Source organism: Janthinobacterium sp. 64 (assembly GCF_002813325.1).
GTDB lineage: Bacteria > Pseudomonadota > Gammaproteobacteria > Burkholderiales > Burkholderiaceae_D > Janthinobacterium.
The window spans coordinates 2,788,101-2,811,686 of the sequence record NZ_PHUG01000001.1 but is presented as its reverse complement, the minus strand read 5'-3'; the positions used below and the strand labels follow the sequence as shown (position 1 = coordinate 2,811,686).

Genomic DNA, 23,586 nt, shown 5'->3' with positions numbered 1-23,586 from the left:
TTATAGCCATGGCGCTGGTGAAAACGGCAAATTGACAAGCGCGCCGATCAGGCATATTCTCACGAATAAGTTCTAAATACGAATATTTGTTCGTTATACGAACAAATTGCGAATGAATTTGATTGAAGGAGACAGCAATGATCGACAAACTGCGTTCCAGCGTGCTTGATGCGCTGGCCGATATCCACGATGGCGCCACCGTCATGATTGGCGGCTTTGGCGGCGCGGGCCAGCCGGCCGAGCTGATCGACGGCTTGATCGCCCACGGCGCGCGCGACCTCGTCATCGTCAACAACAATGCGGGCAATGGCGATTCGGGCCTGGCGGCACTGCTGAAAAACGGGCAAGTGCGCAAGATCATCTGCTCGTTCCCGCGCCAGGCCGATTCGCACGTCTTCGACGCGCTGTACCGCGCGGGCAAGCTGGAGCTGGAACTGGTGCCGCAGGGCAATCTGGCCGAGCGCATCCGCGCCGCCGGCGCCGGCATCGGCGGCTTTTTCACGCCCACGGGCTATGGCACGGACTTGGCCAAGGGCAAGGAAACGCGCGAGATCGACGGCCGCATGTATGTGTTCGAGTCGCCGATCCACGCCGATTTCGCGCTGATCAAGGCGGAGCAGGGCGACCGCTGGGGCAACCTGACTTACCGCAAGACGGCGCGCAACTTCGGCCCCATCATGGCCATGGCCGCGAAAGTCAGCATTGCTTCCGTGCACGAGGTGCTTGACTTGGGCAGCATCGATCCCGAGCACGTCATCACGCCGGGCCTGTTCGTGCAGCGCCTCGTGCAAGTGCCGCGCACGGCCACCGGCCCCGCCGGCTTCAAAGCTGCCTGAGGAGTATCAAATGAATAAATGGAATCGAGATCAAATGGCGGCCAGGGTGGCGGCCGACATCCATGACGGCAGTGTCGTCAACCTCGGCATCGGCTTGCCGACCCTGGTGGCGAACCACTTGCCGGCTGGCGCGGAGATCATCCTGCACAGCGAAAACGGCGTGATCGGCATGGGCCCCGCGCCCGCACCGGGCGAGGAAGACTATGACCTGATCAATGCAGGCAAGCAGCCCGTCACCTTGCTGCCCGGCGGCAGCTATTTCCACCATGCCGACAGCTTCGCCATGATGCGCGGCGGCCACCTCGACATCTGCGTGCTGGGCGCGTTTCAAGTCTCCGCCACGGGCGACCTGGCCAACTGGCACACGGGCGCGCCGGACGCCATTCCCGCCGTGGGCGGGGCCATGGACCTGGCCATCGGCGCAAAAAAAACCTGGGTCATGATGGAATTGCTGACCAAGACGGGGGAAAGCAAGCTGGTGCAGGCGTGCAGCTATCCGCTGACGGGCATCGGGTGTGTCAGCCGCATCTACAGCGACCTGGCCGTGCTCGACCTGGGGCCAAACGGCGCCGTGGTGGTCGAACTGGCCGATGGCTTGAGTTTTGAACAGCTGCAAGCGTTGACGGCCGTGCCGCTGACGGACGGACGTTAATTCAACATCAAACCACTTTCTTGGAGGAAAGAACATGACCCACGCATACATTTGCGACGCGCAGCGCACGCCGTTTGGCCGCTATGGCGGCGGACTCGCTGGCGTGCGCGCCGACGACCTGGGCGCCGTGCCCATTCGTGCCTTGATGGCGCGCAACCCCAATGTGGACTGGACGGCCATCACCGACGTGCTGTACGGCTGCGCCAACCAGGCGGGCGAGGACAACCGCAACGTGGCGCGCATGGCCGCCTTGCTGGCCGGCTTGCCCGACAGCGTGCCGGGCGCCACCCTGAACCGCCTGTGCGGCTCGGGCCTGGACGCCATCGGCAGCGCCGCGCGCTTCATCAAGAGCGGCGAAGCGGGCTTGCTGATCGCTGGAGGCGTGGAAAGCATGAGCCGCGCGCCATTCGTTATGGGCAAGGCCGACAGCGCTTTTTCGCGCGGCATGAAAATGGAAGACACGACCATCGGCTGGCGCTTCATCAACCCCTTGATGAAGGCGCAGTACGGTGTCGATTCTATGCCGGAAACGGCGGAAAACGTGGCGTCCGACTTTGGTATCAGCCGCGCGGACCAGGACGCGTTCGCGCTGGCCAGCCAGGTCAAGGCGCTGGCGGCGCAGCAGGCGGGCGTGTTCGACAGTGAAATCTGTCCCGTCAGCATCGCCCAAAAGAAGGGCGAGCCCATCGTCGTTTCCCGTGACGAGCATCCACGCGCCACCACGCTGGAGACCCTGGCCAAATTGAAACCCGTCGTGCGCGCCGATGGCACGATCACGGCCGGCAACGCATCCGGCGTCAACGATGGCGCGGCGGCGCTGCTGCTGGCCGACGAAGCGAACGCGGCCCGTTTTGGCCTGACGCCGCGCGCCCGCGTGGTGGCCATGGCGACGGCCGGCGTGGCGCCGCGCATCATGGGCATCGGCCCCGCGCCCGCCACCCTGAAAGTGCTGGCCATGACGGGTTTGACCCTGGCCGACTTCGACGTCATCGAACTGAACGAAGCGTTTGCCGCCCAGGGCCTGGCCGTGCTGCGCCAGCTGGGCTTGCAGGATGACGACATCCGCGTCAACCCGAATGGCGGCGCGATTGCCCTCGGTCATCCGCTGGGCGCCTCGGGTGCGCGTCTGGCCATGACGGCCGTCAACCAGTTGCACCGCACGGGCGGACGCTATGCGCTCTGTACCATGTGCATCGGCGTGGGCCAGGGTATTGCGCTGGTGCTGGAACGGGTCTGATCCTGCTGAAATAAAGTTACCGTAAAATGGGGGACACTGCGGTGTCCCCTTTTTCATCACCGCCTTTTTATCGTGCCGATCAGGAGTCTTCATGTCGTATGTCATTCCCGCAGCCATCCAGCCCAGCGTTCCCGTTACCGGCAGCGTTGATACGTTCCCGGTTCACCGTATCTATTGCGTGGGCCGCAACTATGTCGAGCACGCCAAGGAAATGGGCCACACGGGCCGCGAGGCGCCGTTTTTCTTCATGAAGCCACACGACGCCGTGCTGCCCGTGGCAGCTGGCACGACGGGCGAGTTGCCGTATCCGGCGCAAACGCAGGATTTCCAGCACGAGATGGAACTGGTGGTGGCCATCGGCAAGGGCGGCAGCGATATCGGCGTGGCCGACGCGCTGAGCCATGTCTGGGGGTATGCGCTTGGCCTGGACATGACGCGACGCGACGTGCAGGGCGCGGCAAAAAAACTGGGCCGTCCGTGGGAGACGGGCAAGGCCTTCGAGCACTCGGCGCCCATCGGCCCCATCACTCCGGCTGCGCTGGCAGGCGACGTCAGCCATGCCGCCATCACCCTGCACGTGAATGGCGAGTTGCGCCAGGCCAGCACGATCGACATGCTGATCTGGAACGTGGCCGAAACCATCGCCGACCTGTCGACCTATTTCACTTTGCAGCCGGGCGACCTGATCTACACGGGCACGCCGGCCGGCGTGGCGGCCGTGCAGCGCGGCGACGAGCTGCTGGGCGCCATCGATGGCCTGGGCACTTTGCGCGTGAAAGTGGTCTGAGTTCTCAAGGAGACTGGCATGATGCACGACACGTATGCTGTAGCACAACCCACGCGCGCCGAGATCGACGCCCTGGCGGGGCCGGCCCTGCTGGAATTTGGCACGGGCTGGTGCGGCCATTGCCGCGCCACCCAGGCGCCGCTGGCTGCAGCGTTTGCGCAGCACCCCGGGGTGCTGCACCTGCGCGTCGAAGACGGCCCCGGCCGCGCGCTGGGGCGCCACTTCCGGGTCAAGCTGTGGCCGACCCTGATCTTTTTGAAAGATGGCCAGGAAGTGGCGCGCCTCGTGCGCCCGCTTGACAGTGCGGACATCTCCAGGGCGTTTGCCCTGATTGCGGCATAACTTGGGGTCAGACCCGCCGGGGGAGTGCGTCCCAATGGGATGCGCTCCGATCGCGAAGCGACTGACCCCGGCAGTTGTCCACAACTTTCTTGCCGCACTGCAGCACTACGCGTATGATAAGTCGCTTACAGCAAGATCAACCGCATCCTCAGTGATGCAGGCGCGATCATCGCCGGCCTGCTCCACCCGGAGGGGCCGCAGGCAAGGATTCACCACAAATGACCGATGCCGCGATGCCGACGCGCGGGTCTGGTACGGAATGCCTGGCGATACGCCGGGCCTGATACACGTCGCCCATCCCCTGACGCCTTTCCTGCCGTGCCCCGGGTAACCGGATGGCGCACGACCGTTGTTTCTCTAAATCAGCACTGATCACGGCGCGATAGCGCGTGTTGGTACACCGATGTCTGCCGTTAACAACGGCCTGTTGCGGCGTGGAATTTGTTTGCGAATTTAATAGCAAATTCGCAGCAAATACGCCCGCGCACAGCTATGATAGGTGAACCGCGCGCCTAGACAACGTGCTGTGCTGCTGCCTGAAAAAACATCCAGAGAATGGCCTTTAGACACCCTCCCCAAGGAGCGCAGTAAATGAGCAAGCCCCCGAGCACCCCCCCCAAGAAAAATTCCCCCGGCACGGTGCTGTTCGCCAGCCTGATCGGCACGACCATCGAGTTCTTCGACTTTTATATCTACGCCACCGCTGCCGTGCTGGTGTTCCCGAAACTGTTTTTCCCCGCCGGCGATCCGTCGGCCGCCGTGCTGCAGTCCCTGGCCACGTTTGCCATCGCCTTCTTCGCCCGCCCCATCGGTTCGGCCGTGTTCGGTCACTTCGGCGACCGCATCGGCCGCAAGGCCACTCTCGTGGCCGCCTTGCTGACCATGGGTATCTCCACCGTCATCATCGGCTTGCTGCCGACGTATGCCGCCATCGGTACCCTGGCGCCGTTGCTGCTGGCGCTGTGCCGTTTCGGCCAGGGCCTGGGTCTGGGCGGAGAATGGGGCGGCGCGGTGCTGCTGGCCACGGAAAATGCGCCACCGGGCAAACGCGCCTGGTACGGCATGTTCCCGCAGCTGGGCGCGCCGATCGGTTTCTTCCTGTCGGGCGGCATCTTCCTGTTGCTCAGCGAAACCCTGACCGATGAGCAATTCTTCAGCTATGGCTGGCGCATCCCCTTCCTGGCCAGCGCGCTGCTGGTCATCGTCGGCCTGTACGTGCGTCTGAAGATCACGGAAACGCCGGACTTCCAGAAAGTCATCGAGAAGAACGAAGTCGTCAAACTGCCCGTCGCCACCGTGTTCCGCCAGCATGGCCGCATGCTGTTCCTGGGCACCATCATCGCCCTGGCCACCTTCGTGCTGTTCTACCTGATGACGGTGTTTGCCTTGAGCTGGGGCACGACCAAGCTGGGCTTCACGCGCAAGGAATTCCTCGTCGTGCAGCTGTTTGCCGTGCTGTTCTTTGCGCTGACGATTCCATTTTCGGCCGTGCTGGCCGACCGCCGCGGCCGCCGCGCCACCATGATCTGGGTTTCCGTCGCCATCGCCATCTTCGGCCTGGTGCTCGCGCCGATGTTCGGCTCCGGCGTGACGTGGGAAGTGACGCTCTTCATGGCCGTCGGCCTGGGCCTGATGGGCATGACCTACGGACCGCTGGGCACCATGCTGTCCGAGCTGTTCCCGCCCGAAGTGCGCTACACGGGCGCTTCGCTGACGTTCAACCTGGCGGGCATTCTGGGCGCCTCGCTGGCACCGTACATCGCCACCTGGCTGGCCACCAACCATGGCTTGCAATACGTGGGCTATTACCTGTCGCTGGCAGCCGTACTGACCCTGGGCGCGCTGCTGATGGTGGGCAAGCCACGCGCGGGCAAGGAAGCGTGGGAATAAACGCCCGCACCCATGCCCTTATGTAAAAAAACCCGGAAGCTCGATGCCAGCTTCCGGGTTTTTTTTATGGCGCCTTCACCACGCCATCATCCTGGCCGACAGACCTACTTACCACTTCGGCGTGTACTTCAGGGTGAGTTGCACGTTGCGCGGGTCGCCAAAGTGGTTATTGCCGCCCGTGTCGTTATAGGACGGGATCACATAGCGCTTGTCGAACAGGTTGTTGACGTTGACGGCCAGCGACAGCTGCGGCGTGGCTTGCCAGGCCAGGCGCGCGTTCCACAGCGAGAAACCGGCCACGTCGAACGAGCGGCCGAAGTCCAGCGTATGGCTTTGCATGTTCACGCCGGCGCCGACGCTGAACTTGTTCCACTCGCCTGGCAGGGTATAGCCGGACCACAGGCGCAGCATGTGCTTCGGCGTCCAGGTCGAGAAGACCTCGCCCTTGTTGTCGGGATCATCAAGGTAGGTCGTCGTCGTATAGGCATAGCCGGCCGACAGCTGCAGGCCGCGCGCCACTTCGCCCGCCACTTCCGCTTCCAGGCCCTGGCTGCGCACCTTGCCCGAGGCACGCGAGCAGTACCAGCCGTCGCAGGCGAAACCGGCCGCGTAATCGTTGACGGCGCGGTCCTTGTGCTCGTAGCGGAAGACGGCCAGCGAGGTGTTGACTTTACCGTCCAGCAGTTCGCCCTTGACGCCCGCTTCGTAGCTGTCGCCCGTGATCGGCTTGAGGATCTGGCCCGCCGCGTTGCGGTTCGTCTGCGGCTGGAACACGCCCGCATAGCTGGCGTAGGTGGACCATTGCGGCGTTAGCGCATACATCAGGGCTGCCGATGGCGTGAACTTGGCCGTGACACGGGTGGTGTCTGCCGTGCCACCCTGGGGGGCATACACGAAGTCATACCAGCTGAAACGCCCGCCCAGCAGGGCTTTCAGATGACTGGTCAGCTGGCCGTTCCAGGTGCCGTACAGGCCTTTCTGGCGCATGTCGTAGGTGCTGTTGGAGCTCACGCCGCGCGCGGCGATGGTGTCGAAGTCCTGCCACGGGCGGTGATGGTCGATGTTGAAGATCTGCGCGCCTTGCGTCCAGGCGCGCGCATAGCGGTCGTCGGAATGGAACTTCACATAGCTTGCGCCCACGACGACTTCCTGCGCGATGCCCAGGCCATCGAATTTGCCGCGGACAAAGGCGTCGATGCCGCGCTTCTGGTTCTTGAAATCGGTGGAGAAGTCGCCGTACATGGAACCGCTGCCATTGGCCTTGATGGTGCCGGCCATGCGCTGGTGGGTCGAATTGGTGCGTTCATCGACGCCCAGCGCGGCCGTCTTGAAGGTCCACTGGCTGTTGAAGTGGTGTTCCAGGTCCAGGTTGACGGTGGTCTGTTCCACCTTGCTGCGGTTCCAGTCGGCGCCCGTAAAGGTCGAACGTGGCAATCCCAGCTCGCTGCCGTCGGCGTAGCGCGCCAGGCCGATGAACATCGGGCGGCCTCGCCCGTTGACGTTGCTCACGGCCAGGCCCACGGTGGTGGCGGGACTGAGGTCGTAGTCGAGTGCCGCATACATGGTGCGGTTCCTGCTCCACACCTGGTCGATGAAGGAGTGGCTGTCGTCTTCATCGACGATGGCGCGTCCGCGCAGGCTGCCGTCCGCATTCAGCGGCGTGCTGACGTCGAGCTGGGCGCCATAATGGTCCCATGAGCCGGCGCGGCCCGTGAGCACGACCTGGCGCGTGGCCAGCGGGCGCTTGCGCACCAGGTTGACGGAGCCGCCCGGGCTGCCCGTGCCTTCGAGCAGGCTCGATGCCCCGCGCAGCACTTCCAGGCGGTCGTAGATGACCATGTTTTCCTGGCCCCAGTTACCCAATGCATAGGTGTTGCGGTCGATCGGCACGCCATCGTACTGCCACTGGTCGATCTGGAAGCCGCGCGCCGTGATGACCACGCCCGGCCCCACGCCATGCACGCCGACCACGCCGGTGACGTTATTGACGGCTTCGCGCAAGTCCGTGATGCCCTGGTCGTCCAGGCGCTGGCGCGTCAGCACGCTGACCGATTGCGGCATGTCCTTCATCGACTGCTCGCCCTTGCCGAGGGTGATTTTGCGCGCCGTGTAGGAGCCGCTGCCTTCCGTGGTGGCGCCTTGCTCGGCCTGGCCGACGATGGTAATCGAGGGCATGGTGCGCTCGGCTGCCGAAGCGGCGCTTGCCGCCGCCGTGGGCGCGGCGACTGCAGGCGCGGCCACCAGCACATAGCCGGTGGCCGTCTTGCCGATGGCGTAGCCGCTGCCGCGCAGCAGCACGGCAAAGCCGTCGTCGATGGCGTAGCTGCCCTGCAGGCCGGCCGTTTGCAGCCCCTGCACCCTGGCCGCGTCGATGACGATGGACACGCCGGCCTGCTGCGCATAGCGGTTCAGCGCGCCGGCCAGCGGGCCGGCGGGGATGGCGTAGCTGGCGACCGCCGGCGTGGCCTGGGCGATGGCCTGGGTGTGCAGGCCGGCGCCGGCCAGCAGCAGGGCGGCCAAGGCGAATGGATGCAGCCGCGTGCGCAGCGCGCGCGGTGAGGAAACGGTAACGATACGAGCGGACATGGTGACAGCCTTTTTTGATTGATCTCAGCTGCCTTGACGCACGAGATGCGCAAAGTGGAACCGCGAACGCAAAAAATATTTACTTTTTGGCCGGAGCGTCCACCATCACCAGATAGCGCGTCAGCATGCGGATGCGCAGCTGCGGGAAATTGTCGATGAGTAGCTGCAGCGCCTTGTCCGTGTCGTCCAGCGGCAGCACGGCGGCCACGCGGATGCCCCCGATCTGTGCGCGGTCGTAGTGCAGCTGGCCTGGGCGGTGGCGCGCCAGTTCGTCGAGCACCTCGGCCAGCGGCAAGTCGTCGACCACCAGCTGGCGCGCGCGCCAGGCTTGCTGCACGCTGGCCGCATCGATGCTGGTCAGCGGCCCGACGCCATCGTCCGTGATGCGCGTGCGCTGGCCCGCCTGCACCACGACGGCCGGATGTTGCGGCACCCGCGCCAGCACTGTGGATTCCAGCATGCTCAGGATGGTGGCGCCATCGTCCCTGCGCACGGCAAAACGCGTGCCCAGCGCGCGGATCGCCGCCGGGCCGCTGTCGACGAAGAAGGGGCGCTGCGCATCCTTGGCCACGTCGACGAGGATGTCGCCACGCACCAGCTCCACATGCCGCTCGCCCCCATTGAAATGCACGTTGACGGCGCTGTTGCCGGCCAGGGTGAGGCGGCTGCCATCGGCCAGGGTATGCGTGGACCATTGCCCGGTGGGGCTGCGCAGGTCGGCCAGCAAATAGGCGGGGCGCTCGCCGAGAGCCAGCGCACCGGTCAGCATCAGTACGGCCACGGCGCTGGCTGCGGCCAGCTGGCGCAGACGCTGGCGGGGGCGATTCGGCGCGACGGCGGCCAGGGCGGCGCGCGCGGGGCGATGGTCGCCGCCGGCCGGTTCGCGCACGGCGCTCAATTGGCGCAGCAGGTTTTCCATGCCGGCGGCCGCGCTCGCGTGCCGCGGGTCGGCCGCCTTCCAGGCAGCGAAGCCGGCCCGCGCGGTGTCGCGCTCGGCCGGGTCGTCGGCACTCAGGCGCACGATCCAGCGGGCGGCCTGTTCGGCGGCGCTATCGGCGCGCGTGCCGCTCATGCCGCCATGGCCGGGCAGGCGTGGCGGCAGGCCAGCAAGGCTTGCACCAGGTATTTTTGCACCATGCGCGTGGAGACGTTCAGTTGCGCGGCGACGGCGGCCTGCGACTGCTCTTCCAGGTAGTGCAGCAAGAAGGCGTCGCGCGCCTTGCTGGACAATCCGTCCAGCGCCGTGGCGATCTGCCCGAGCGCCTGCACGGCCATCAGGATCTCGTCGGGCGACGGTGCGCCGGGCAGGCTGTCGGCCAGCAGGGCCAGTTCCGCCAGATAGCTGCGTTCGAGTATCTGCCGGCGCGCGCGGTCGAGCAGCAAGCGCTTTGCCGTCGTCGACAGATAGGCGCGCGGCTCGCGCATGCCGAACAGCGCGTCGCGCGAGGCGATGATGCGTAAAAAGGTATCTTGCGCCACGTCGGCCGCGCCATGCGGGCAACTGAGTTTCTTGCGCAGCCAGCCGACCAGCCAGCCGTGATGCTCGCTGTAGAGCGTGTGCACTTGCTGCTGCAGGCTGGGCTGGATGGCGGACATGAGAGGTATTAATATAAATGAGAATTATTCTCATTGTAAGCGGCAGAAGCGACTTGCCACAATCCCCGATTGCATGCGGATGGGGCAGGTGTTGCGCGCAGGCCGCATGCGTGGTGCTGCCGGAAATGAAAAAACCCGCCGCTGCACGGGGCAGGGGCGGGTTTATCAATACTGCAAATTCTTGGTGGTGATAGGTGGACTTGAACCACCGACCCCAGCATTATGAATGCTGTGCTCTAACCAACTGAGCTATATCACCAAACAGACCGGTCAGACCGGATGCTGGTTTTGACCAGTAAAAAACCTGATCGATGTTCTTTGGTGGTGATAGGTGGACTTGAACCACCGACCCCAGCATTATGAATGCTGTGCTCTAACCAACTGAGCTATATCACCCAACAGCCGAGCATTATCCAGTCTTCCCATTTCCTTGTCAATGCCGGCGCAAAAAAATCTGTGGATTTTTCTGCGTGCGCATCGGTGGTGCTTACTTTAGCAATGGCTGGATTTGTGCCAGCATGGCTGCGGCCGGATCAGGGCCCAGGCAATCGATGACGATGCGTTCGGGCATCGAGCGCAACCAGGTGAGTTGGCGCTTGGCCAGCTGGCGCGTGGCGATGATGCCCGTCTCGCGCAAGGCGGCGCGGTCGATGTGGCCATCGAGGTATTCCCAGGCCTGGCGGTAACCGACGCAGCGCATCGAGGGCAAGCCCGGGTGCAGGTCGCCGCGCCGGCGCAACCCATCCACTTCATCGAGCAGGGCGTCGTTTTTCAGCATCAGGTCGAAGCGCGTGGCGATGCGCGCGTGCAGCACGGCGCGGTCCGACGGTTCCAGCGCGAACGATTGCAATTGAAATGGCAGCACGGTCTTTTCGCGCCGCGCCAGCAGGGCCGACATGGGCTGGCCGGACAGGGCGATGATTTCCAGCGCGCGGCCGATGCGCTGCGCGTCCTGCGGCGCCAGACGCGCGGCCGTGACAGGGTCTTGCAGCGCCAGGCGCGCATGCATGGCGGGCCAGCCGATGGCGGCCGCATCTTCTTCCAGCTGGGCGCGCAAGGCAGGGTCGGCGCCGGGCAAATCGTCGAGGCCATCGGCCAGGCCTTTAAAATACAGCATGGTGCCGCCGACCAGCAGCGGCAGCTTGCCGCGCGCCGTGATCTCGCTCACCAGGCGCAGCGTATCGTTGCGGAACTGCGCCACGGAATACGCGTCGAGCGGGTCGATGATGTCGATCAGATGATGCGGTACCTGGGCCAGTTCTTCCTTTGACGGCTTGGCCGTGCCGATATCCATGCCGCGGTAGACGAGGGCGGAATCGACGGAAATGATCTCGGACGGAATCGCTTGCGCGATGGCCAGCGCACTGGCCGTCTTGCCGCTGGCCGTGGGGCCCATGATGGCGACGGCCAGGGGGAGGTGTGGGGGGATTGTCATGGTGGTCTGTGTTTTGTGTGATGCAAACCCCAACGTCAAAATACCGGGGGTTGAAATTATTGGCCGCGCAGGAACAGTTTATCCAGCGCGTTGATCTCGACCTGCACCCACGTGGGCCGGCCATGGTTGCACTGGTCGGCGCGTTCCGTGCTCTCCATCTGGCGCAGCAGGGCGTTCATTTCCTGCACCGACAGGATGCGGTTGGCGCGCACGGCCGTGTGGCAGGCGAGGGTGCCCAGCAATTCGTTCTGGCGCTCGATCAGGACGCGCGAGCCGCCGTATTCGCGCACGTCGCGCAGCACGTCGCGCGCCAGGGTTTGCGCGTCCGCGTTTTTCAGCAGGGTCGGCACGGAGCGCACGGCCAGCGTCGTGGGCGACAGGGCGGCGATATCAAAACCCAGCGCTTTTAACGTGTCCTGGTTTTCATTCGCCGTCGACACTTCGATGGCATCCGCATAGAACGTCACGGGGATCAAGAGCGACTGCACTTGCATGTCCTGGCCCGAGACCTGCGCCTGCAGCGCGTTTTTCAGCTGTTCGTAAAGGATGCGCTCGTGCGCGGCGTGCATGTCGACCAGCACCAGGCCCTTGGTGTTTTGCGCCAATATATAAATGCCGTGCAGCTGGGCCAGGGCAAAGCCCAGCGGATATTCTTCGCGCGCCATCGCTTCGGGCGAGGCGATGTATGGTTCCACCTGCGTGATGGGGGACGTTGCGGCAGCGCCGCCGAACAGGGCGCCGTAGGCCGCCGTATCTTGCCCCACACCTGGCGCGTCGGCAAAGAAGGGACGCGCCGCGCCGGGTGCCGCTGGCGCAAAGGTATTCGTAAATTGCGCGCCGAACGACGTTTGCGTCTGTTCGCGGCGCCAGATGCCGGGGCCCCCCAAACCCGCGCCCGCCGTATCGCCGCCCAGGCTGGAGGCGGCCGGCAGGGGCGCCGGCACGCTGCCAAACGCCGTGGCCGACGTCTGCGCCAGCGCGCGCTGCACCGCGTGGAAAACGAACTGATGCACGGAGCGGCTGTCGCGGAAGCGCACTTCGATCTTCGACGGGTGCACGTTGACGTCGACCAGGGCCGGGTCGAGGTCGAGCGCCAGCACGTACGAGGGGAAACGGTCGCCGTGCAGCACGTCCTGGTAGGCCATGCGCACGGCGTGCACCAGCAGCTTGTCGCGCACGAAGCGCCCGTTCACATAAAAGAACTGGCCATCGGCGCGCGCCTTCGATGCCGTCGGCAAGCCGGCAAAGCCGTGGATGCGCAGGCTGCCGGCCGATTCGTCCAGCGCCAGGCGCGCTTCGGCGAAGTCATTGCCCAGGATGTGGGCGCTGCGCTTGGCCAGTTCGCTGATATTCCACTGGTCGATGGTGCGCCCGTTGTGCGACAGCGAGAACGACACGTCGGGGCGCGCCAGGGCGATGCGGCGCACGACTTCGGCACAGTGGCCGTATTCCGTCTGCTCGGATTTGAGGAATTTGCGCCGCGCGGGCGTGTTGAAATACAGGTCTTGCACGTCGACCGTGGTGCCGTGCGCGCCCGACGATGGCGAGACGCTGCCATTGTGCGAGCCGACGATTTCCCACGCATGGGCAGCATCGGCTGTGCGCGACGTCACGGTGACGGCGGCCACCGAGGCGATCGAGGCCAGCGCCTCGCCGCGAAAACCCAGCGTGCCCACGTTTTCCAGGTCGTGCAGCGAGGCGATCTTCGAGGTGGCGTGGCGCGCCAGGGCCAGCGGTAGCTGATCCTTGTCGATGCCGCGCCCGTTGTCGGTAATCGCGATGCGTTTCACGCCCCCTTCTTCCAGGCGCACCGTGATCTGCGTGGCGCCCGAGTCGAGCGCGTTTTCCAGCAGTTCCTTGACGACAGCCGACGGCCGCTCGACCACCTCGCCAGCGGCGATTTGCGAAATCAACTGGTCAGGCAAGGCCTGGATCGGGCGGTGGGGCGTAATGGGAGCGTTCATGCGGTCATTATACCGGGGTCAGACCCGTCGGGTCTGACCCCAGCCCTTGTTCTTGGGCTAAAAGTTGGCCTACTTCCCCACCTCCCGCACCGGTATCGGCGCATTGCACAGGTCGACGTGGCCGGCCGTGACCTTGCTCCACGGGCCGCCGCGGTGGCGCTGGGCTTCCAGCACGGCCTGGTAGGCGGCGCTGTCGGTGCGCATCACTTCCAGGTTCGCGCGCTGCTCGGGGGGTACGCTGGCGGCCAGGCGGACGGCCTTGATCGGCACGTTTTTCTCGGGGCTGTCATAAAAGCCCATGGGCGCCGTGCCGCGCGGCAGGGTCGACAGCAATGGCATGCCGGAGACGACCCTGCCGACGACCGTGATGTCGCGGTCCAGGTGGCGCGGCGACTGGCCGATGACGGCGTACAGCTCCGTGCCGCCGCCGCTGTCACTGGCGCTGTCGCGGCCCACGCCCACGGTGGCATAGCAATGCGTGAGCCAGGCCGTGCCCGTTTTCGGATCGCGCGCCGACGGGAAACCGTTCGAATGGCCCACTTGCGGCGCATAGCCGTCAAGGTCCGGCAGGCGCGTGAAGCTCTTGACGTTTTTCAGGGGCACCGTGAATTCGCCGGGCAGGGTGCGCTGCGCATGCTGGATCGGCTTGGGATGTTTCTCGTTCGGATCGCCCCACTGCGCCACCCAGTTGTCCTGCGCGCGCGTGATGGCCAGGCCGTCGTAATACTGTTCGGCGACCAGGGCCTTGATGTTGGCCACGTGCTTCGGTGCGAAGTCGGGCGCCAGTTCGATCACCACGCGGCCGGCGGGAATGTCCAGGTACAGGGTGTTGTCCGGGTCCAGCGGGCGCCAGTCGGACGGCTGCGAAGCCTTGATCACGTCGGCCAGGGTCGCCCTGGCGGGCAGTTCGGCGGGCGCCTTGATCTGGACGGGCGCCGCGTGGGCAGCCAGCTGTGCAAGGCCCAGTACGGTGGCCATGGTCAGGCCGCTCAATGGGTGTCGATACATGTTTTCTCCTGGTCGGCGCGGATTGCACCGGTCAGAAAGTGTATACCGGAATGGCAATATTTCGTTGGAAAAACATGGCAGATAGCAATACTGATCGTGGCCTGCCGAGGCGGCGTTTCCTTAACCTTCACTTAAATTGCCACACGCGCAAGGGCGGCACATAATTAATCCTGAAATATCGGGCCGGGGACTGCCGTTGCGCCGGCCCGGTGGTGTATGATTCCGCCGCTACCTTTAGGGAAAAATATATGGATTTTGTGCAATTCCTCGACATGATCGTGCATGTCGACAAGACGCTGGGTCTCTTGATCGAGCAGTACGGTACCCTCGTGTATGCAGTGCTGTTTGCCATTATTTTTTGCGAAACAGGCCTCGTGGTGCTGTTCTTCTTCCCTGGGGATACCTTGCTGTTTATCGCCGGCGCGTTTTGCGCGACGGGACAGATGCACCTGGGCTTGCTGATTGCCTTGCTGGTGACGGCCGCCGTTACGGGCAACACGCTCAATTACTGGATAGGCGAGGCCATCGGGCAAAGGGTGTTTACCCACGATTACCGCTGGATCAACAAGGATGCCATGCGCCGCACGCATGAATTCTTTGAAAAGCACGGCGGCAAGACCATCATCCTGGCCCGTTTCGTGCCGGTGGTGCGCACCTTCGCCCCGTTCGTGGCCGGCATTTCCGACATGACGCATGCGCGCTTCCAGATGTACAACGTGACGGGCGCCCTGTTATGGGTGGTCGGTCTGGTGACGGCGGGCTACTTCTTCGGCAATATTCCGTGGATCCGCGACCACCTGACCTTGATCGTGCTGATCGGTGTCGGCGCCGCCGTGGTGCCGGTGGTACTGGGCGGCATGTGGAAACTCTACAAGCGCATGGTCGGCAAGTCGGCGTAAGGCCGCATGGATACGGGGCAAGCGCGCTGCGGCACAGTCCGCAGCCGGCCCCGGATCCCGTTTTTCTCTGCCTCGTTTCTGTTTTACTCCCCCGCTGATTCAAGTTTTGTTGCTTACCAGCCGTAAACCAGAGGGTATTCTTACTTTCTGGATTTCCATGCGACATTTGAGCGCCCTGTTAGCTTGCAGCCTTGCCGCGATGGCGGCCATGGCAAGCGCCAAAGATGCCCCCGCTGCGGCGAGCGCCAGTGCATCCGCGCCGATGTCGGCGTCGGCGCGCGCGGCCGCCATGAAAACCCTGACCGAATCGGTGAAGGGCAAGGAGGGCAAGAAGGAGGTCAAGGCGCCCGTCGTCGTCGCGCCCACGGCGCGCGAGAAGGAAGAAGCGGCCGAAGTCGACCTGTCCGAACGGATCGCCGCGCGCCTGGCGGAAATGCGCGCCACCCAGGCGGCCCGCGCCGCCGCCCGCGCCAGGCGCGCCGCCGTGGTGAAAGCGGCGCCGCCGCCGCCACCTCCCGTGGCGCGCGGCACGCACTGGTCGTACGAGGGGGAAAGCGGACCTGCCAACTGGAGCAAGATCAATGTCGACTGGGCCAAGTGCGGCAATGGCAGCCGCCAGTCGCCGATCGATATCCGCGACGGCATGAAGGTGGAACTCGAACAGATCAGCTTTGACTACCGCCCGTCGTCGTTCAGTGTGGTCGACAATGGCCACACGGTGCAGGTGGGCGTGAGCGGCGGCAATTACATCACGGTGCAGAACCGCATGTTCGAGTTGCAGCAATTCCATTTCCACCGCCCGTCCGAAGAGCGCATCAATGGCAAGGCGTTTGAGATGGTGGTGCACCTGGTGCACCGCGATGCGGAAGGCCGGCTGGCCGTGCTGGCGCTGCTGCTGGAACGCGGTGCGCCGCAAGCGACCATCCAGACGGTGTGGAATAACCTGCCGCTGGAAAAATTCGAGACCATGCAGCCGACCATCCTGCTCGATCCGGCCGAGATGCTGCCGGCGCGGCGCGATTACTACACGTATATGGGGTCGCTGACTTCGCCGCCGTGCAGCGAAGGCGTGCTGTGGCTGGTGATGAAGCAGCCGGTGCAGGCGTCGCCGGCGCAGATGGCACTGTTCAGCCGCTTGTATCCGCTAAATGCGCGTCCGATTCAGCCGGCCAGCGGACGCATCATCAAAGAATCGAATTAAATAAATTCAAGGCGCTGGCGGCCGGTCCATTCGGCGCCGGCAGCCAGCAGGTCGGGCTGGATCAGGGCCGGCTCGATGCAGATGAAGCGCTGGTATTCGTCGTCGGCCAGGTCGGGCAGGGCGGCCGCGTCTTGCGCGCCCGGGTTCCACACGACGGCATCCGTAAAGCCCTGCTGCTCCAGGCGCAGGGTGTGGCTGCCAGATTGCAGGGTCAAGGCGCCCGGCAGCTGGTAGTAGATGCGGTCGAGCTTGCCCGCGAATTGCAATGCCTCTTCCGTTTGCAGGGCGTCCTGCGGCGTTTCGTCCGAATAGCGCACGCGCTGCAAGCCTTTGACGCGCGCCTCGCTCAGATCATCAATCGCAAAATACGTATGCAGGGCGGCCGAGAACGGGAACGCCTGCTCGCCCGTGTTGTGCACGGACAGTTGCAGTTCCAGCGACTGGCCTTGCACCGCCACGCGCAGGCGCAGGGCGAAGGCCCACGGCCAGCTGGCGGCGATCGCGTCCGGCAGGTCAGCCTGGGTCAGGACAAATTGCGCCCATGCGGCGCCATCGGCCTCGCCCGTCGATTCCAGCTGCCACGTCGCCACGCGCGCAAAGCCGTGGCGCATGCCCGTGCCGCGCGCGCCGAACTGGGGGAAGATCACGGGCACGCCGCCACGGATGGCGCGGCTGCCGTCGAGGGCGGAATCGCGGCTGCAGAACAGGCGTTCGTGGCCATCGCTGGTCCGCCATGACACCAGGTGGCCGCCGTACAGGGTGACGGTCGCTTGCGCGCCGTCGGCGGCGCGGATGGTCACGGCCGGCAGCTGGCCAAAGATACTCTCGCTCATGCTAGGCTTTCATGTCAGGTCAGACGGCTTTTCGCCAGCGGCGGATTCTTCGCAAAGTAATTCTTGATGCCCGTGACGATGGCGTCGGCCATCTGGTCCTGGTAGCCATTGTCGGTCAGCTTGGCTTCCTCTTCCGGATTCGAAATGAAGGCCGTCTCGATCAGGATGGAAGGGATGTCCGGGGCTTTCAGCACGGCGAAGCCGGCCTGTTCGACGGAACCCTTGTGCAGGCGGTTGATGCCGCCGATTTCGCGCAGCACGGCCTTGCCCAGCTTCATGCTGTCATTGATCTGCGCCGTCGTCGACAGGTCGAGCAGCACGCTGGCCAGCTGCTTGTCGTGGTTTTTCACGTTCACGCCGCCGATCAGGTCGGCCTGGTTTTCCTTGTTGGCCAGCCAGCGCGCGGCCGTCGAAGTGGCGCCCTTTTCGGACAGCACAAAGACGGACGAGCCGCGCGCCGTCGGCTGGATGAACGCGTCGGCGTGGATCGAGACGAACAGGTCGGCCTGCACCTTGCGTGCCTTTTCCACGCGCATGCCCAGCGGGACGAAGAAATCGGCGTCGCGCGTGAGCATGACGCGCATGTTGGGCTGCAGTTCCAGCTTGGTCTTGAGGCGCTTGGCGATGGCCAGCACCACGTCTTTTTCGCGGCTGCCCCGGCTGCCCATGGCGCCCGGGTCTTCGCCGCCGTGGCCGGGATCGAGCGCAATGGTAATCATGCGCACCACTTTCTGGCCCGGCAGCGGGCGTGCTTCGGGGCGCTGTTCCGGGCGGAGGTCGGGCACGGGCGGCACGATGGACGCTACCGGCGGCGCGACGGCCACGGGTGGCTTGCCGCTGTCGGGCAGGGGCAGCGCGGGCGGCGGCGTATGCGTGCCGGCCATCGGTGGCTTGGCCGGGTCGCTCGACCAGTCGCCCTTTTCGATCATCTGCGCGATCAGGTCCGGCTCGCGCACGGGATACAGGTCGAAGATCAAACGGTGGTTGTAGGAGCCGGCCGGCGGCAGGGTAAACAGCTGCGGCGTGACTTCCTCTTTCAGGTCGAACACCAGGCGCACCACGTTGGGCCGGTTCTGGCCCACGCGCACCTGCTTGATGTACGGGTCGTTCGACTGGATCTTCGCCACCAGGCCCTTCAAGGTGGGATTGAGCTCCAGTCCTTCGATGTCGACCACCAGCCGTTCCGGGTCCTTGACGATGAAGTGGGTCGCCTTCAGGATGCTGTCGTTTTCCAGGGTGACGCGCGTGTAGTCCTCGGCCGGCCAGACGCGCACGGCGAGAATTTGCGCCGCCATCGCCGACATGGGCGCGAACACGGACAACAGCAGGGTGCCGCCGGCCTTGAGTACCGTGCGCCGGGTGATGGGCGAGGAGATCAAAGGTTCGGGGCGAATTTGAGACGGTGAAGGCATGACAGACCCAATTCAGAAGACGCTTGCAATTCTACATCACGTCCTGTACCCGCAACGTTCAAATAAATATTCAGGTCGGCCGGCGGCAGCACCGGTTCGGCTTTCTCCGGCCATTCGACGATGCAGATGTTGCGGCCATCGAAGTCTTCGCGAAAGCCCGCGTCGAGAAATTCCTCGGCGCTGCCCATGCGGTACAGGTCGAAGTGGATCACGTTGACGCTCTGGCCATCGAGCTGCACCGTGTACGGTTCGGACAAGGTGTAGGTGGGGCTTTTCACGTGGCCCGCATGGCCGGCCGCGTGCAACAGGGCGCGCGTGAGGGCCGTCTTGCCGGCACCGAGGTCGCCGTGCAGGTAGATCGCCAGGCCCGGCGCCAGCGCGCGCGCCAGCGCGGCGCCCAGCGCGGCGGTGCCGGCTTCATCGTGGAGGTGGGCTTTGAAGTGTTCGGTCATGATCTTCGGTATCGCATAAAATGGAGGCTGCTGTCATTGTAACCGCCCGCGCGCCTGCCGTTTTCCGTAAAGTCCCCTATGTCCGCCACCATCACCGATCTCGCCGTCCTGGCGCGCACCATCAAAGAATGGGGGCGCGAGCTGGGTTTTGCCGAGGTGCGCATCGCCGACGTCGACCTGTCGCACATGGAAGCGCCCTTGCAAGCCTGGCTCGACGCAGGGTATCACGGCGAAATGGAGTACATGGCCAGCCACGGCATGAAGCGCGCGCGCCCGGCCGAACTGGTGCCGGGCACGGTGCGCGCCATCAGCGCACGCATGAATTATCTGCCGCCGGCGCTGGGTCCCGACTGGCGTGCGCACGAGGCGGCGCGCGACGCCGATCCGTCGGCGGCCGTCATTTCCGTGTATGCGCGCGGCCGCGACTATCACAAGGTGATGCGTTCGCGCCTGCAGCAGCTGGCCGAGCTTATCCGCGGCGAGATCGGCGACTTCGGCTACCGCGTCTTCAGCGATTCGGCGCCCGTGATGGAAGTGGCGCTGGCGCAAAAGGGGGGCCTGGGCTGGCGCGGCAAGCACACCTTGCTGATCAACCGCCAGGGCGGCTCCTTCTTTTTCCTCGGCGAGATCCTCATCGACGTGCCGTTGCCCATCGACCCGCCGGAAACGCCGCGCTGCGGCCAGTGCTCGGCGTGCATCACGGTGTGCCCGACGCAAGCCATCCTGGGGCCGTACCAGCTTGACGCGCGCCGCTGCATCTCTTACCTGACCATCGAATTGAAGGGCGCCATTCCCGTCGAGATGCGTCCTTTGATCGGCAACAAGGTGTACGGCTGCGACGATTGCCAGACCGTCTGCCCGTGGAACAAGTTCGCCCAGCGCGCCGTCGTGCCCGACTTCGACGAGCGCCACAGCCTGGGCAGCGCCGGCATGGTGGAACTGTTCGCCTGGACGGAAGAGGAATTCAACCGTCGCATGGAAGGCAGCGCGATTCGCCGCATCGGCCACGAACGCTGGCTGCGCAACCTGGCCGTCGGCATGGGCAATGCGGCCGCCAAGGCGAAGGGCCAGGCCGACATCGTGGCGGCCCTGCTGTCGCGCCGCGAGCACCCGTCGGCCATCGTGCGCGAGCACGTCGAATGGGCGCTGGCGCTGCACGGCGTGACCTAGACTTCGGCTACACCTGCTTCAGGCGCAGCGCCGACCAGGCGGCGTCGATGGCGACCATCGCCACGCTGTCGAGCCCTATTGTTTGCGCAAAATTGCGGATATCGTCGCGGTGGATGTCGCTGCCGGCCTTCGCGCCGCCCTTGCGGTACGCCACCCAGACGGCGCCGCCGGGCGCCAGGCGCGCTTGCGCCACCGGCAGGAACCGCTCCAGTTCCGCGCGGCTGCGTGCGTACAGCAGGATCCAGTCGGCATTTTCACCTTCCCGCACCCGCCGCTCCGCCGGCAACTGCGCCAGCAATTCTCCATGTTCGCCGCCGTCATTGAGCACGGCCAGGGTACTGGCATTTTTCACATACATTTTCTCAAGGGCGGATTTGTCAGGCATGGCATCGGCGTGTGGATGGTGAAAAGAAGAGCATAACAAATTTCTCCTTGACTTATCGATATATCGTTATAAAATGGCGATACCTACTAACGATATATCTTTAAAGAGAAAACATGAGAAACTCACATTACACAGAACACGGCCAGCATGGCCATCACCATCATCACGGCCATTGCGGCCAGCACGACCACCGCCATGAGCACCGCGGTGACTACTTCATGCACGGCCGCGGCCCGCGCGGCTTCGACGAGCGCGGCGACGGCATGGGCGGCATGGGCGGTGGTCCTGGCGGGCGCGGCGGACGAGGCGAACGGGCCGAGCGCGTCTTCGGCCGCGGCGACTTGCCGCTGATCGTGCTGGCGCTGATCGAAATCAGCCCCCGCCACGGCTATGAAATCATCAAGGCCATCGAAGAGCGTTGCGGCGGCGCCTACGCCCCCAGCCCGGGCGCCGTGTATCCGACCCTGACCTTGCTGGAAGAGCAGGACCATGTGACGTCGTCCGAAAGCGCCAGCGGCAAGAAGCTCTACACGATCACGGACCTGGGCCGCGCGTATCTGGACGAGAACCGCGCCCAGGTGGATGGCATCCTGGCCCGCCTCGACATGTTCGCCCGCGTCCAGGCGCGCAACGCCTTGCCCGAGCGCGTGCACCAGGCCATGCACACGCTCAAGCATGCGCTGTTGCTGAACAAGAGCAGCTGGAGCGACGCCGAAGCCGAGCGCGTCTCCGCCGTGCTGGAACAGGCGGCGAACGCCATCGTCGACGGCCACTGAGCCCACTTTACAAGGATATGCAATGACTACTGCATCAACTACAGCACCACGTCCGCACGCCATCGAGCGCGTGCGGCATGACTTGACACTGCGCGTGCTCACCGTCGTGCGCACCGAGCAGATCACGCCGCACATGCGCCGCATCACGCTGGCGGGCGACGACCTGGACGGCTTTGTCTCGCCGGCGCACGACGACCACGTGAAACTGTTCTTCCCCGCCCCGGGGCAGACTACCCCCGTGTTCCCCGTGCTGGGCAATGGACCGAATCCCATCCAGTATGGGGAAGGCGCGCGCCCCATCGCCCGCAACTACACGCCGCGCCGCTACGACGCCGCGCGGCGCGAGCTGGACATCGACTTCGTGCTGCATGGCGACGGCCCCGCGGCCAGCTGGGCGGCGCAAGCCGCGCCTGGCCAGACCCTGGGCGTGGGCGGACCGCGCGGCTCCATGCTGGTGCCGCTCGACTTCGACTGGTATGTGCTGGTGGGCGACCAGACGGCCTTGCCGGCCATCGCCCGCCGCCTGGAGCAGCTGCCGGCCACGGCGCGCGCCATTGCCGTGATCGAGGTCGTCGACGACGGCGAACGGGTCGCGCTCGAGTGCGCGGCGCAGCTGGACCTGTGCTGGGTGGCGCGCAATGGCCGCAAGGGGCCGCTGCTGCTGGAAGCGCTGCGTCAGGTCACGCTGCCGTCAGACGGCGACGGCTACGTGTGGGTGGCGTGCGAGCATGCGCAGGTGCAGGGCTTGCGCGGGCATTTTATCGATGCCGGGGTGCCGAAGCAGCATCTGCATGTGGCCAGTTACTGGAAGCATGGGGCGGCCGAGCATCATGAACACCACGACGAGTGATGGTGGTGGTGTCGGCTTACGCGCTGCGCGCTAAGCCGACCTGCGCCTGATGTGCCGCGCCAGCCGGAGGCCCGCTTCGCGCATGCGATGATTGTCTGGTTTTTAACTTTCCTATTGCATATAATTATTTTTCTATAGAAATAATATCCAAGGGGAAAATGTTGAAATTACTGTCTTTGAGCGTGCTGGCCGTGTTGTTGATGGGATGCTCGACGCCGCGTTCGCTTGTTGTCATGCCGGAATTCCAGCAGGCGGAATATGATGCCTTGAGTAAAACCGGCAGTGGCGGCGTCAAGGGACAGGCCTTCATGAAGACCAAAGGCGGCGAATTCAAGGAAGCTGGTGGCGACACGGTCACCTTGCGTCCGAAGACGGAATATGCGCGCAAGCTGGCGATGTTGCCGGCGTCGCTGTATAAATGCCAGGTAGTCAGCACCGTCAGTCTGAAGTTCTGTGACTATGACCGTACGGCCATGACCGACAGCGAAGGCCGGTTCGAATTCACGGAAGTCCCCGATGGCACCTATTACGTCACCACCAACGTGAGCTGGTTGGCGTACTATCCCGGCACATTCCCCTCGGTCGAAAGCAAGCAAGGCGGTACGATCCCGATGGAAGTCACCGTGGCCGACAGCAAGGTCTCGACTATCATGCTGACGCGTTAAGCGTACAGGACGCTTTTTACTTCAACAACCCCGCCAGCTCCACCGCCGTCTTGACCTGCATCTTGTCGAAGATATGCGCGCGGTGGACTTCCACGGTGCGCATGCTGATGCCCAGCTTGTCGGCCACCACCTTGTTCATCTTGCCCGCCAAAATCAGGTCCAGCACTTCGCGCTCGCGCGTCGACAGGGTGGCCAGGCGCGCGTGCACGGCGGCCAGTTCGCCCGCCTGGCGCGAGTTGGCCAGGCCTTGCTGCACGCGGTCCATCAGGTCGTTGTCGTTGAACGGCTTTTCAAAGAAGTCGAAGGCGCCCCGTTTCAGACTGTCGACGGCCATCGGCACGTCGCCGTGGCCGGTGAGGAAAATCACGGGCAGGCGCGCCGTCAGGTCGCGCTTGACCAGCTGGTCGAACATGGCGATGCCGTTCATGTCGGGCATGCGCACGTCGAGCAGCACGCAGTCGCCGGCGGCGTCGAAGCTGCCATCGAGGCTATCGAGAAATTGCTGGGCGCTGGCGTAGCTGCGCGCCTCGATGCTGCGCGAGGCGGCCAGCCAGGACAGCGAGTCGCGTACGACCTCTTCGTCGTCGATGATGTGTAGCATGGGGTCTCC

Annotated in this window: 23 protein-coding genes and 2 tRNA genes; 12 read left to right on the top strand and 13 right to left on the bottom strand. The window is 64.6% G+C overall.

The features are described 5' to 3' along the window. The first annotated feature begins 137 nt into the window (after nucleotides 1-137). The 6 genes from CLU91_RS12350 (at nucleotide 138) to CLU91_RS12325 (ending at nucleotide 5,744) form a co-directional block, all read left to right on the top strand. Complete coding sequence (locus CLU91_RS12350; protein WP_100874397.1) at nucleotides 138-836, top strand: 3-oxoacid CoA-transferase subunit A; 699 nt, start codon at nucleotides 138-140, stop codon at nucleotides 834-836. 10 nt (nucleotides 837-846) lie between these two features. Continuing rightward, entirely contained in the window at nucleotides 847-1,488 is a 642-nt protein-coding gene (locus CLU91_RS12345) for a 3-oxoacid CoA-transferase subunit B (RefSeq protein ID WP_100874396.1), read from the top strand. A 34-nt stretch (nucleotides 1,489-1,522) separates the two neighbouring features. After that, nucleotides 1,523-2,725, top strand: a complete 1,203-nt coding sequence (pcaF, locus tag CLU91_RS12340; protein WP_100874395.1) for a 3-oxoadipyl-CoA thiolase — start codon at nucleotides 1,523-1,525, stop codon at nucleotides 2,723-2,725. Between the two features lie 91 nt (nucleotides 2,726-2,816). Then, the gene (locus CLU91_RS12335; RefSeq protein WP_100874394.1) at nucleotides 2,817-3,512 is read left to right on the top strand and encodes a fumarylacetoacetate hydrolase family protein; all 696 of its coding nucleotides are present in this window, start codon (nucleotides 2,817-2,819) and stop codon (nucleotides 3,510-3,512) included. An 18-nt stretch (nucleotides 3,513-3,530) separates the two neighbouring features. Continuing rightward, the gene (locus tag CLU91_RS12330) at nucleotides 3,531-3,854 is read left to right on the top strand and encodes a thioredoxin family protein (RefSeq protein ID WP_100874393.1); all 324 of its coding nucleotides are present in this window, start codon (nucleotides 3,531-3,533) and stop codon (nucleotides 3,852-3,854) included. 591 nt (nucleotides 3,855-4,445) lie between these two features. Next, complete coding sequence (locus tag CLU91_RS12325; protein ID WP_099762209.1) at nucleotides 4,446-5,744, top strand: MFS transporter; 1,299 nt, start codon at nucleotides 4,446-4,448, stop codon at nucleotides 5,742-5,744. A gap of 108 nt (nucleotides 5,745-5,852) precedes the next feature. Here CLU91_RS12325 and CLU91_RS12320 read toward each other — a convergent pair whose 3' ends face one another. From CLU91_RS12320 to CLU91_RS12285, 8 genes are all read right to left on the bottom strand, one after another. Then, nucleotides 5,853-8,330, bottom strand: a complete 2,478-nt coding sequence (locus CLU91_RS12320; RefSeq protein WP_100874392.1) for a TonB-dependent siderophore receptor — start codon at nucleotides 8,328-8,330, stop codon at nucleotides 5,853-5,855. Nucleotides 8,331-8,409: 79 nt separating this feature from the next. Then, nucleotides 8,410-9,402, bottom strand: a complete 993-nt coding sequence (locus CLU91_RS12315) for a FecR family protein (protein ID WP_100874391.1) — start codon at nucleotides 9,400-9,402, stop codon at nucleotides 8,410-8,412. Further along, the gene (locus CLU91_RS12310; protein ID WP_100874390.1) at nucleotides 9,399-9,926 is read right to left on the bottom strand and encodes a sigma-70 family RNA polymerase sigma factor; all 528 of its coding nucleotides are present in this window, start codon (nucleotides 9,924-9,926) and stop codon (nucleotides 9,399-9,401) included. Before CLU91_RS12310 ends, CLU91_RS12315 begins: the two co-directional genes overlap by 4 nt. A gap of 182 nt (nucleotides 9,927-10,108) precedes the next feature. Beyond that, nucleotides 10,109-10,185: transfer RNA gene (locus CLU91_RS12305), tRNA-Met, on the bottom strand. Nucleotides 10,186-10,245: 60 nt separating this feature from the next. Beyond that, a tRNA-Met gene (locus CLU91_RS12300) sits at nucleotides 10,246-10,322 on the bottom strand. A 91-nt stretch (nucleotides 10,323-10,413) separates the two neighbouring features. After that, nucleotides 10,414-11,361, bottom strand: coding sequence for a tRNA (adenosine(37)-N6)-dimethylallyltransferase MiaA (miaA, locus tag CLU91_RS12295; protein WP_100874389.1), 948 nt, complete (start codon nucleotides 11,359-11,361; stop codon nucleotides 10,414-10,416). A gap of 56 nt (nucleotides 11,362-11,417) precedes the next feature. Then, complete coding sequence (mutL, locus tag CLU91_RS12290; RefSeq protein ID WP_100874388.1) at nucleotides 11,418-13,325, bottom strand: DNA mismatch repair endonuclease MutL; 1,908 nt, start codon at nucleotides 13,323-13,325, stop codon at nucleotides 11,418-11,420. Between the two features lie 69 nt (nucleotides 13,326-13,394). Further along, nucleotides 13,395-14,333 carry a peptidylprolyl isomerase gene (locus tag CLU91_RS12285; protein ID WP_100874387.1) on the bottom strand — a complete coding sequence of 313 codons (939 nt, stop codon included), beginning with the start codon at nucleotides 14,331-14,333 and terminating at the stop codon, nucleotides 13,395-13,397. Nucleotides 14,334-14,581: 248 nt separating this feature from the next. Here CLU91_RS12285 and CLU91_RS12280 point away from each other — a divergent pair, with 248 nt between their 5' ends. Both CLU91_RS12280 and CLU91_RS12275 read left to right on the top strand, forming a co-directional pair. Then, nucleotides 14,582-15,232 carry a VTT domain-containing protein gene (locus CLU91_RS12280; RefSeq protein WP_071075583.1) on the top strand — a complete coding sequence of 217 codons (651 nt, stop codon included), beginning with the start codon at nucleotides 14,582-14,584 and terminating at the stop codon, nucleotides 15,230-15,232. Between the two features lie 208 nt (nucleotides 15,233-15,440). Continuing rightward, nucleotides 15,441-16,433 carry a carbonic anhydrase gene (locus CLU91_RS12275; protein ID WP_232730723.1) on the top strand — a complete coding sequence of 331 codons (993 nt, stop codon included), beginning with the start codon at nucleotides 15,441-15,443 and terminating at the stop codon, nucleotides 16,431-16,433. Here the strand turns inward: CLU91_RS12275 and CLU91_RS12270 are convergent. The 3 genes from CLU91_RS12270 to tsaE are packed head-to-tail and all read right to left on the bottom strand — an operon-like array spanning nucleotide 16,430 to nucleotide 19,130. After that, entirely contained in the window at nucleotides 16,430-17,266 is an 837-nt protein-coding gene (locus CLU91_RS12270; RefSeq protein WP_100874386.1) for a D-hexose-6-phosphate mutarotase, read from the bottom strand. The genes CLU91_RS12275 and CLU91_RS12270 overlap by 4 nt on opposite strands. A gap of 14 nt (nucleotides 17,267-17,280) precedes the next feature. Continuing rightward, complete coding sequence (locus CLU91_RS12265) at nucleotides 17,281-18,678, bottom strand: N-acetylmuramoyl-L-alanine amidase (RefSeq protein WP_100874385.1); 1,398 nt, start codon at nucleotides 18,676-18,678, stop codon at nucleotides 17,281-17,283. Continuing rightward, nucleotides 18,642-19,130 carry a tRNA (adenosine(37)-N6)-threonylcarbamoyltransferase complex ATPase subunit type 1 TsaE gene (tsaE, locus tag CLU91_RS12260; protein WP_034780043.1) on the bottom strand — a complete coding sequence of 163 codons (489 nt, stop codon included), beginning with the start codon at nucleotides 19,128-19,130 and terminating at the stop codon, nucleotides 18,642-18,644. Before tsaE ends, CLU91_RS12265 begins: the two co-directional genes overlap by 37 nt. Nucleotides 19,131-19,208: 78 nt before the next feature. Between tsaE and queG the strand changes: the two genes are divergently transcribed. Beyond that, on the top strand, nucleotides 19,209-20,300 hold the full coding sequence (gene queG / locus CLU91_RS12255) for a tRNA epoxyqueuosine(34) reductase QueG (RefSeq protein ID WP_100874384.1): 1,092 nt from the start codon (nucleotides 19,209-19,211) through the stop codon (nucleotides 20,298-20,300). 7 nt (nucleotides 20,301-20,307) lie between these two features. On the opposite strand, the gene CLU91_RS12250 is transcribed toward queG, so the two are convergent. Beyond that, nucleotides 20,308-20,685 (bottom strand): DUF3052 family protein, encoded by a 378-nt coding sequence (locus CLU91_RS12250; RefSeq protein ID WP_100874383.1) that lies wholly within the window; start codon nucleotides 20,683-20,685, stop codon nucleotides 20,308-20,310. 113 nt (nucleotides 20,686-20,798) lie between these two features. Between CLU91_RS12250 and CLU91_RS12245 the strand changes: the two genes are divergently transcribed. From CLU91_RS12245 to CLU91_RS12235, 3 genes are all read left to right on the top strand, one after another. After that, nucleotides 20,799-21,461: a PadR family transcriptional regulator gene (locus CLU91_RS12245; RefSeq protein ID WP_100874382.1), complete on the top strand. Its 663-nt coding sequence runs from the start codon at nucleotides 20,799-20,801 to the stop codon at nucleotides 21,459-21,461. Nucleotides 21,462-21,483: 22 nt separating this feature from the next. Further along, nucleotides 21,484-22,311, top strand: a complete 828-nt coding sequence (locus tag CLU91_RS12240; RefSeq protein ID WP_100874381.1) for a siderophore-interacting protein — start codon at nucleotides 21,484-21,486, stop codon at nucleotides 22,309-22,311. Nucleotides 22,312-22,469: 158 nt separating this feature from the next. Continuing rightward, nucleotides 22,470-22,976 carry a carboxypeptidase-like regulatory domain-containing protein gene (locus CLU91_RS12235; protein ID WP_157814684.1) on the top strand — a complete coding sequence of 169 codons (507 nt, stop codon included), beginning with the start codon at nucleotides 22,470-22,472 and terminating at the stop codon, nucleotides 22,974-22,976. 16 nt (nucleotides 22,977-22,992) lie between these two features. On the opposite strand, the gene CLU91_RS12230 is transcribed toward CLU91_RS12235, so the two are convergent. Continuing rightward, a complete protein-coding gene (locus CLU91_RS12230) occupies nucleotides 22,993-23,577 on the bottom strand; it encodes a response regulator transcription factor (protein ID WP_072455109.1) in 585 nt (194 codons plus the stop codon). Nucleotides 23,578-23,586: the final 9 nt, after the last annotated feature.

Bases quoted from the DNA above. Each gene is read 5' to 3' on its own strand.
- CLU91_RS12230 (WP_072455109.1), bottom strand. From the start codon at position 23,577: ATGCTACACATCATCGACGACGAAGAGGTCGTACGCGACTCGCTGTCC.
- CLU91_RS12320 (WP_100874392.1), bottom strand. From the start codon at position 8,330: ATGTCCGCTCGTATCGTTACCGTTTCCTCACCGCGCGCGCTGCGCACG.
- CLU91_RS12270 (WP_100874386.1), bottom strand. From the start codon at position 17,266: ATGAGCGAGAGTATCTTTGGCCAGCTGCCGGCCGTGACCATCCGCGCC.
- CLU91_RS12345 (WP_100874396.1), top strand. From the start codon at position 847: ATGAATAAATGGAATCGAGATCAAATGGCGGCCAGGGTGGCGGCCGAC.
- CLU91_RS12275 (WP_232730723.1), top strand. From the start codon at position 15,441: ATGGCAAGCGCCAAAGATGCCCCCGCTGCGGCGAGCGCCAGTGCATCC.
- CLU91_RS12285 (WP_100874387.1), bottom strand. From the start codon at position 14,333: ATGTATCGACACCCATTGAGCGGCCTGACCATGGCCACCGTACTGGGC.
- CLU91_RS12245 (WP_100874382.1), top strand. From the start codon at position 20,799: ATGAGAAACTCACATTACACAGAACACGGCCAGCATGGCCATCACCAT.
- CLU91_RS12335 (WP_100874394.1), top strand. From the start codon at position 2,817: ATGTCGTATGTCATTCCCGCAGCCATCCAGCCCAGCGTTCCCGTTACC.
- queG (WP_100874384.1), top strand. From the start codon at position 19,209: ATGTCCGCCACCATCACCGATCTCGCCGTCCTGGCGCGCACCATCAAA.
- CLU91_RS12280 (WP_071075583.1), top strand. From the start codon at position 14,582: ATGGATTTTGTGCAATTCCTCGACATGATCGTGCATGTCGACAAGACG.
- CLU91_RS12325 (WP_099762209.1), top strand. From the start codon at position 4,446: ATGAGCAAGCCCCCGAGCACCCCCCCCAAGAAAAATTCCCCCGGCACG.
- CLU91_RS12235 (WP_157814684.1), top strand. From the start codon at position 22,470: ATGTTGAAATTACTGTCTTTGAGCGTGCTGGCCGTGTTGTTGATGGGA.
- CLU91_RS12350 (WP_100874397.1), top strand. From the start codon at position 138: ATGATCGACAAACTGCGTTCCAGCGTGCTTGATGCGCTGGCCGATATC.
- CLU91_RS12330 (WP_100874393.1), top strand. From the start codon at position 3,531: ATGATGCACGACACGTATGCTGTAGCACAACCCACGCGCGCCGAGATC.
- CLU91_RS12240 (WP_100874381.1), top strand. From the start codon at position 21,484: ATGACTACTGCATCAACTACAGCACCACGTCCGCACGCCATCGAGCGC.
- CLU91_RS12310 (WP_100874390.1), bottom strand. From the start codon at position 9,926: ATGTCCGCCATCCAGCCCAGCCTGCAGCAGCAAGTGCACACGCTCTAC.
- CLU91_RS12315 (WP_100874391.1), bottom strand. From the start codon at position 9,402: ATGAGCGGCACGCGCGCCGATAGCGCCGCCGAACAGGCCGCCCGCTGG.
- miaA (WP_100874389.1), bottom strand. From the start codon at position 11,361: ATGACAATCCCCCCACACCTCCCCCTGGCCGTCGCCATCATGGGCCCC.
- tsaE (WP_034780043.1), bottom strand. From the start codon at position 19,130: ATGACCGAACACTTCAAAGCCCACCTCCACGATGAAGCCGGCACCGCC.
- pcaF (WP_100874395.1), top strand. From the start codon at position 1,523: ATGACCCACGCATACATTTGCGACGCGCAGCGCACGCCGTTTGGCCGC.
- CLU91_RS12265 (WP_100874385.1), bottom strand. From the start codon at position 18,678: ATGCCTTCACCGTCTCAAATTCGCCCCGAACCTTTGATCTCCTCGCCC.
- mutL (WP_100874388.1), bottom strand. From the start codon at position 13,325: ATGAACGCTCCCATTACGCCCCACCGCCCGATCCAGGCCTTGCCTGAC.
- CLU91_RS12250 (WP_100874383.1), bottom strand. From the start codon at position 20,685: ATGCCTGACAAATCCGCCCTTGAGAAAATGTATGTGAAAAATGCCAGT.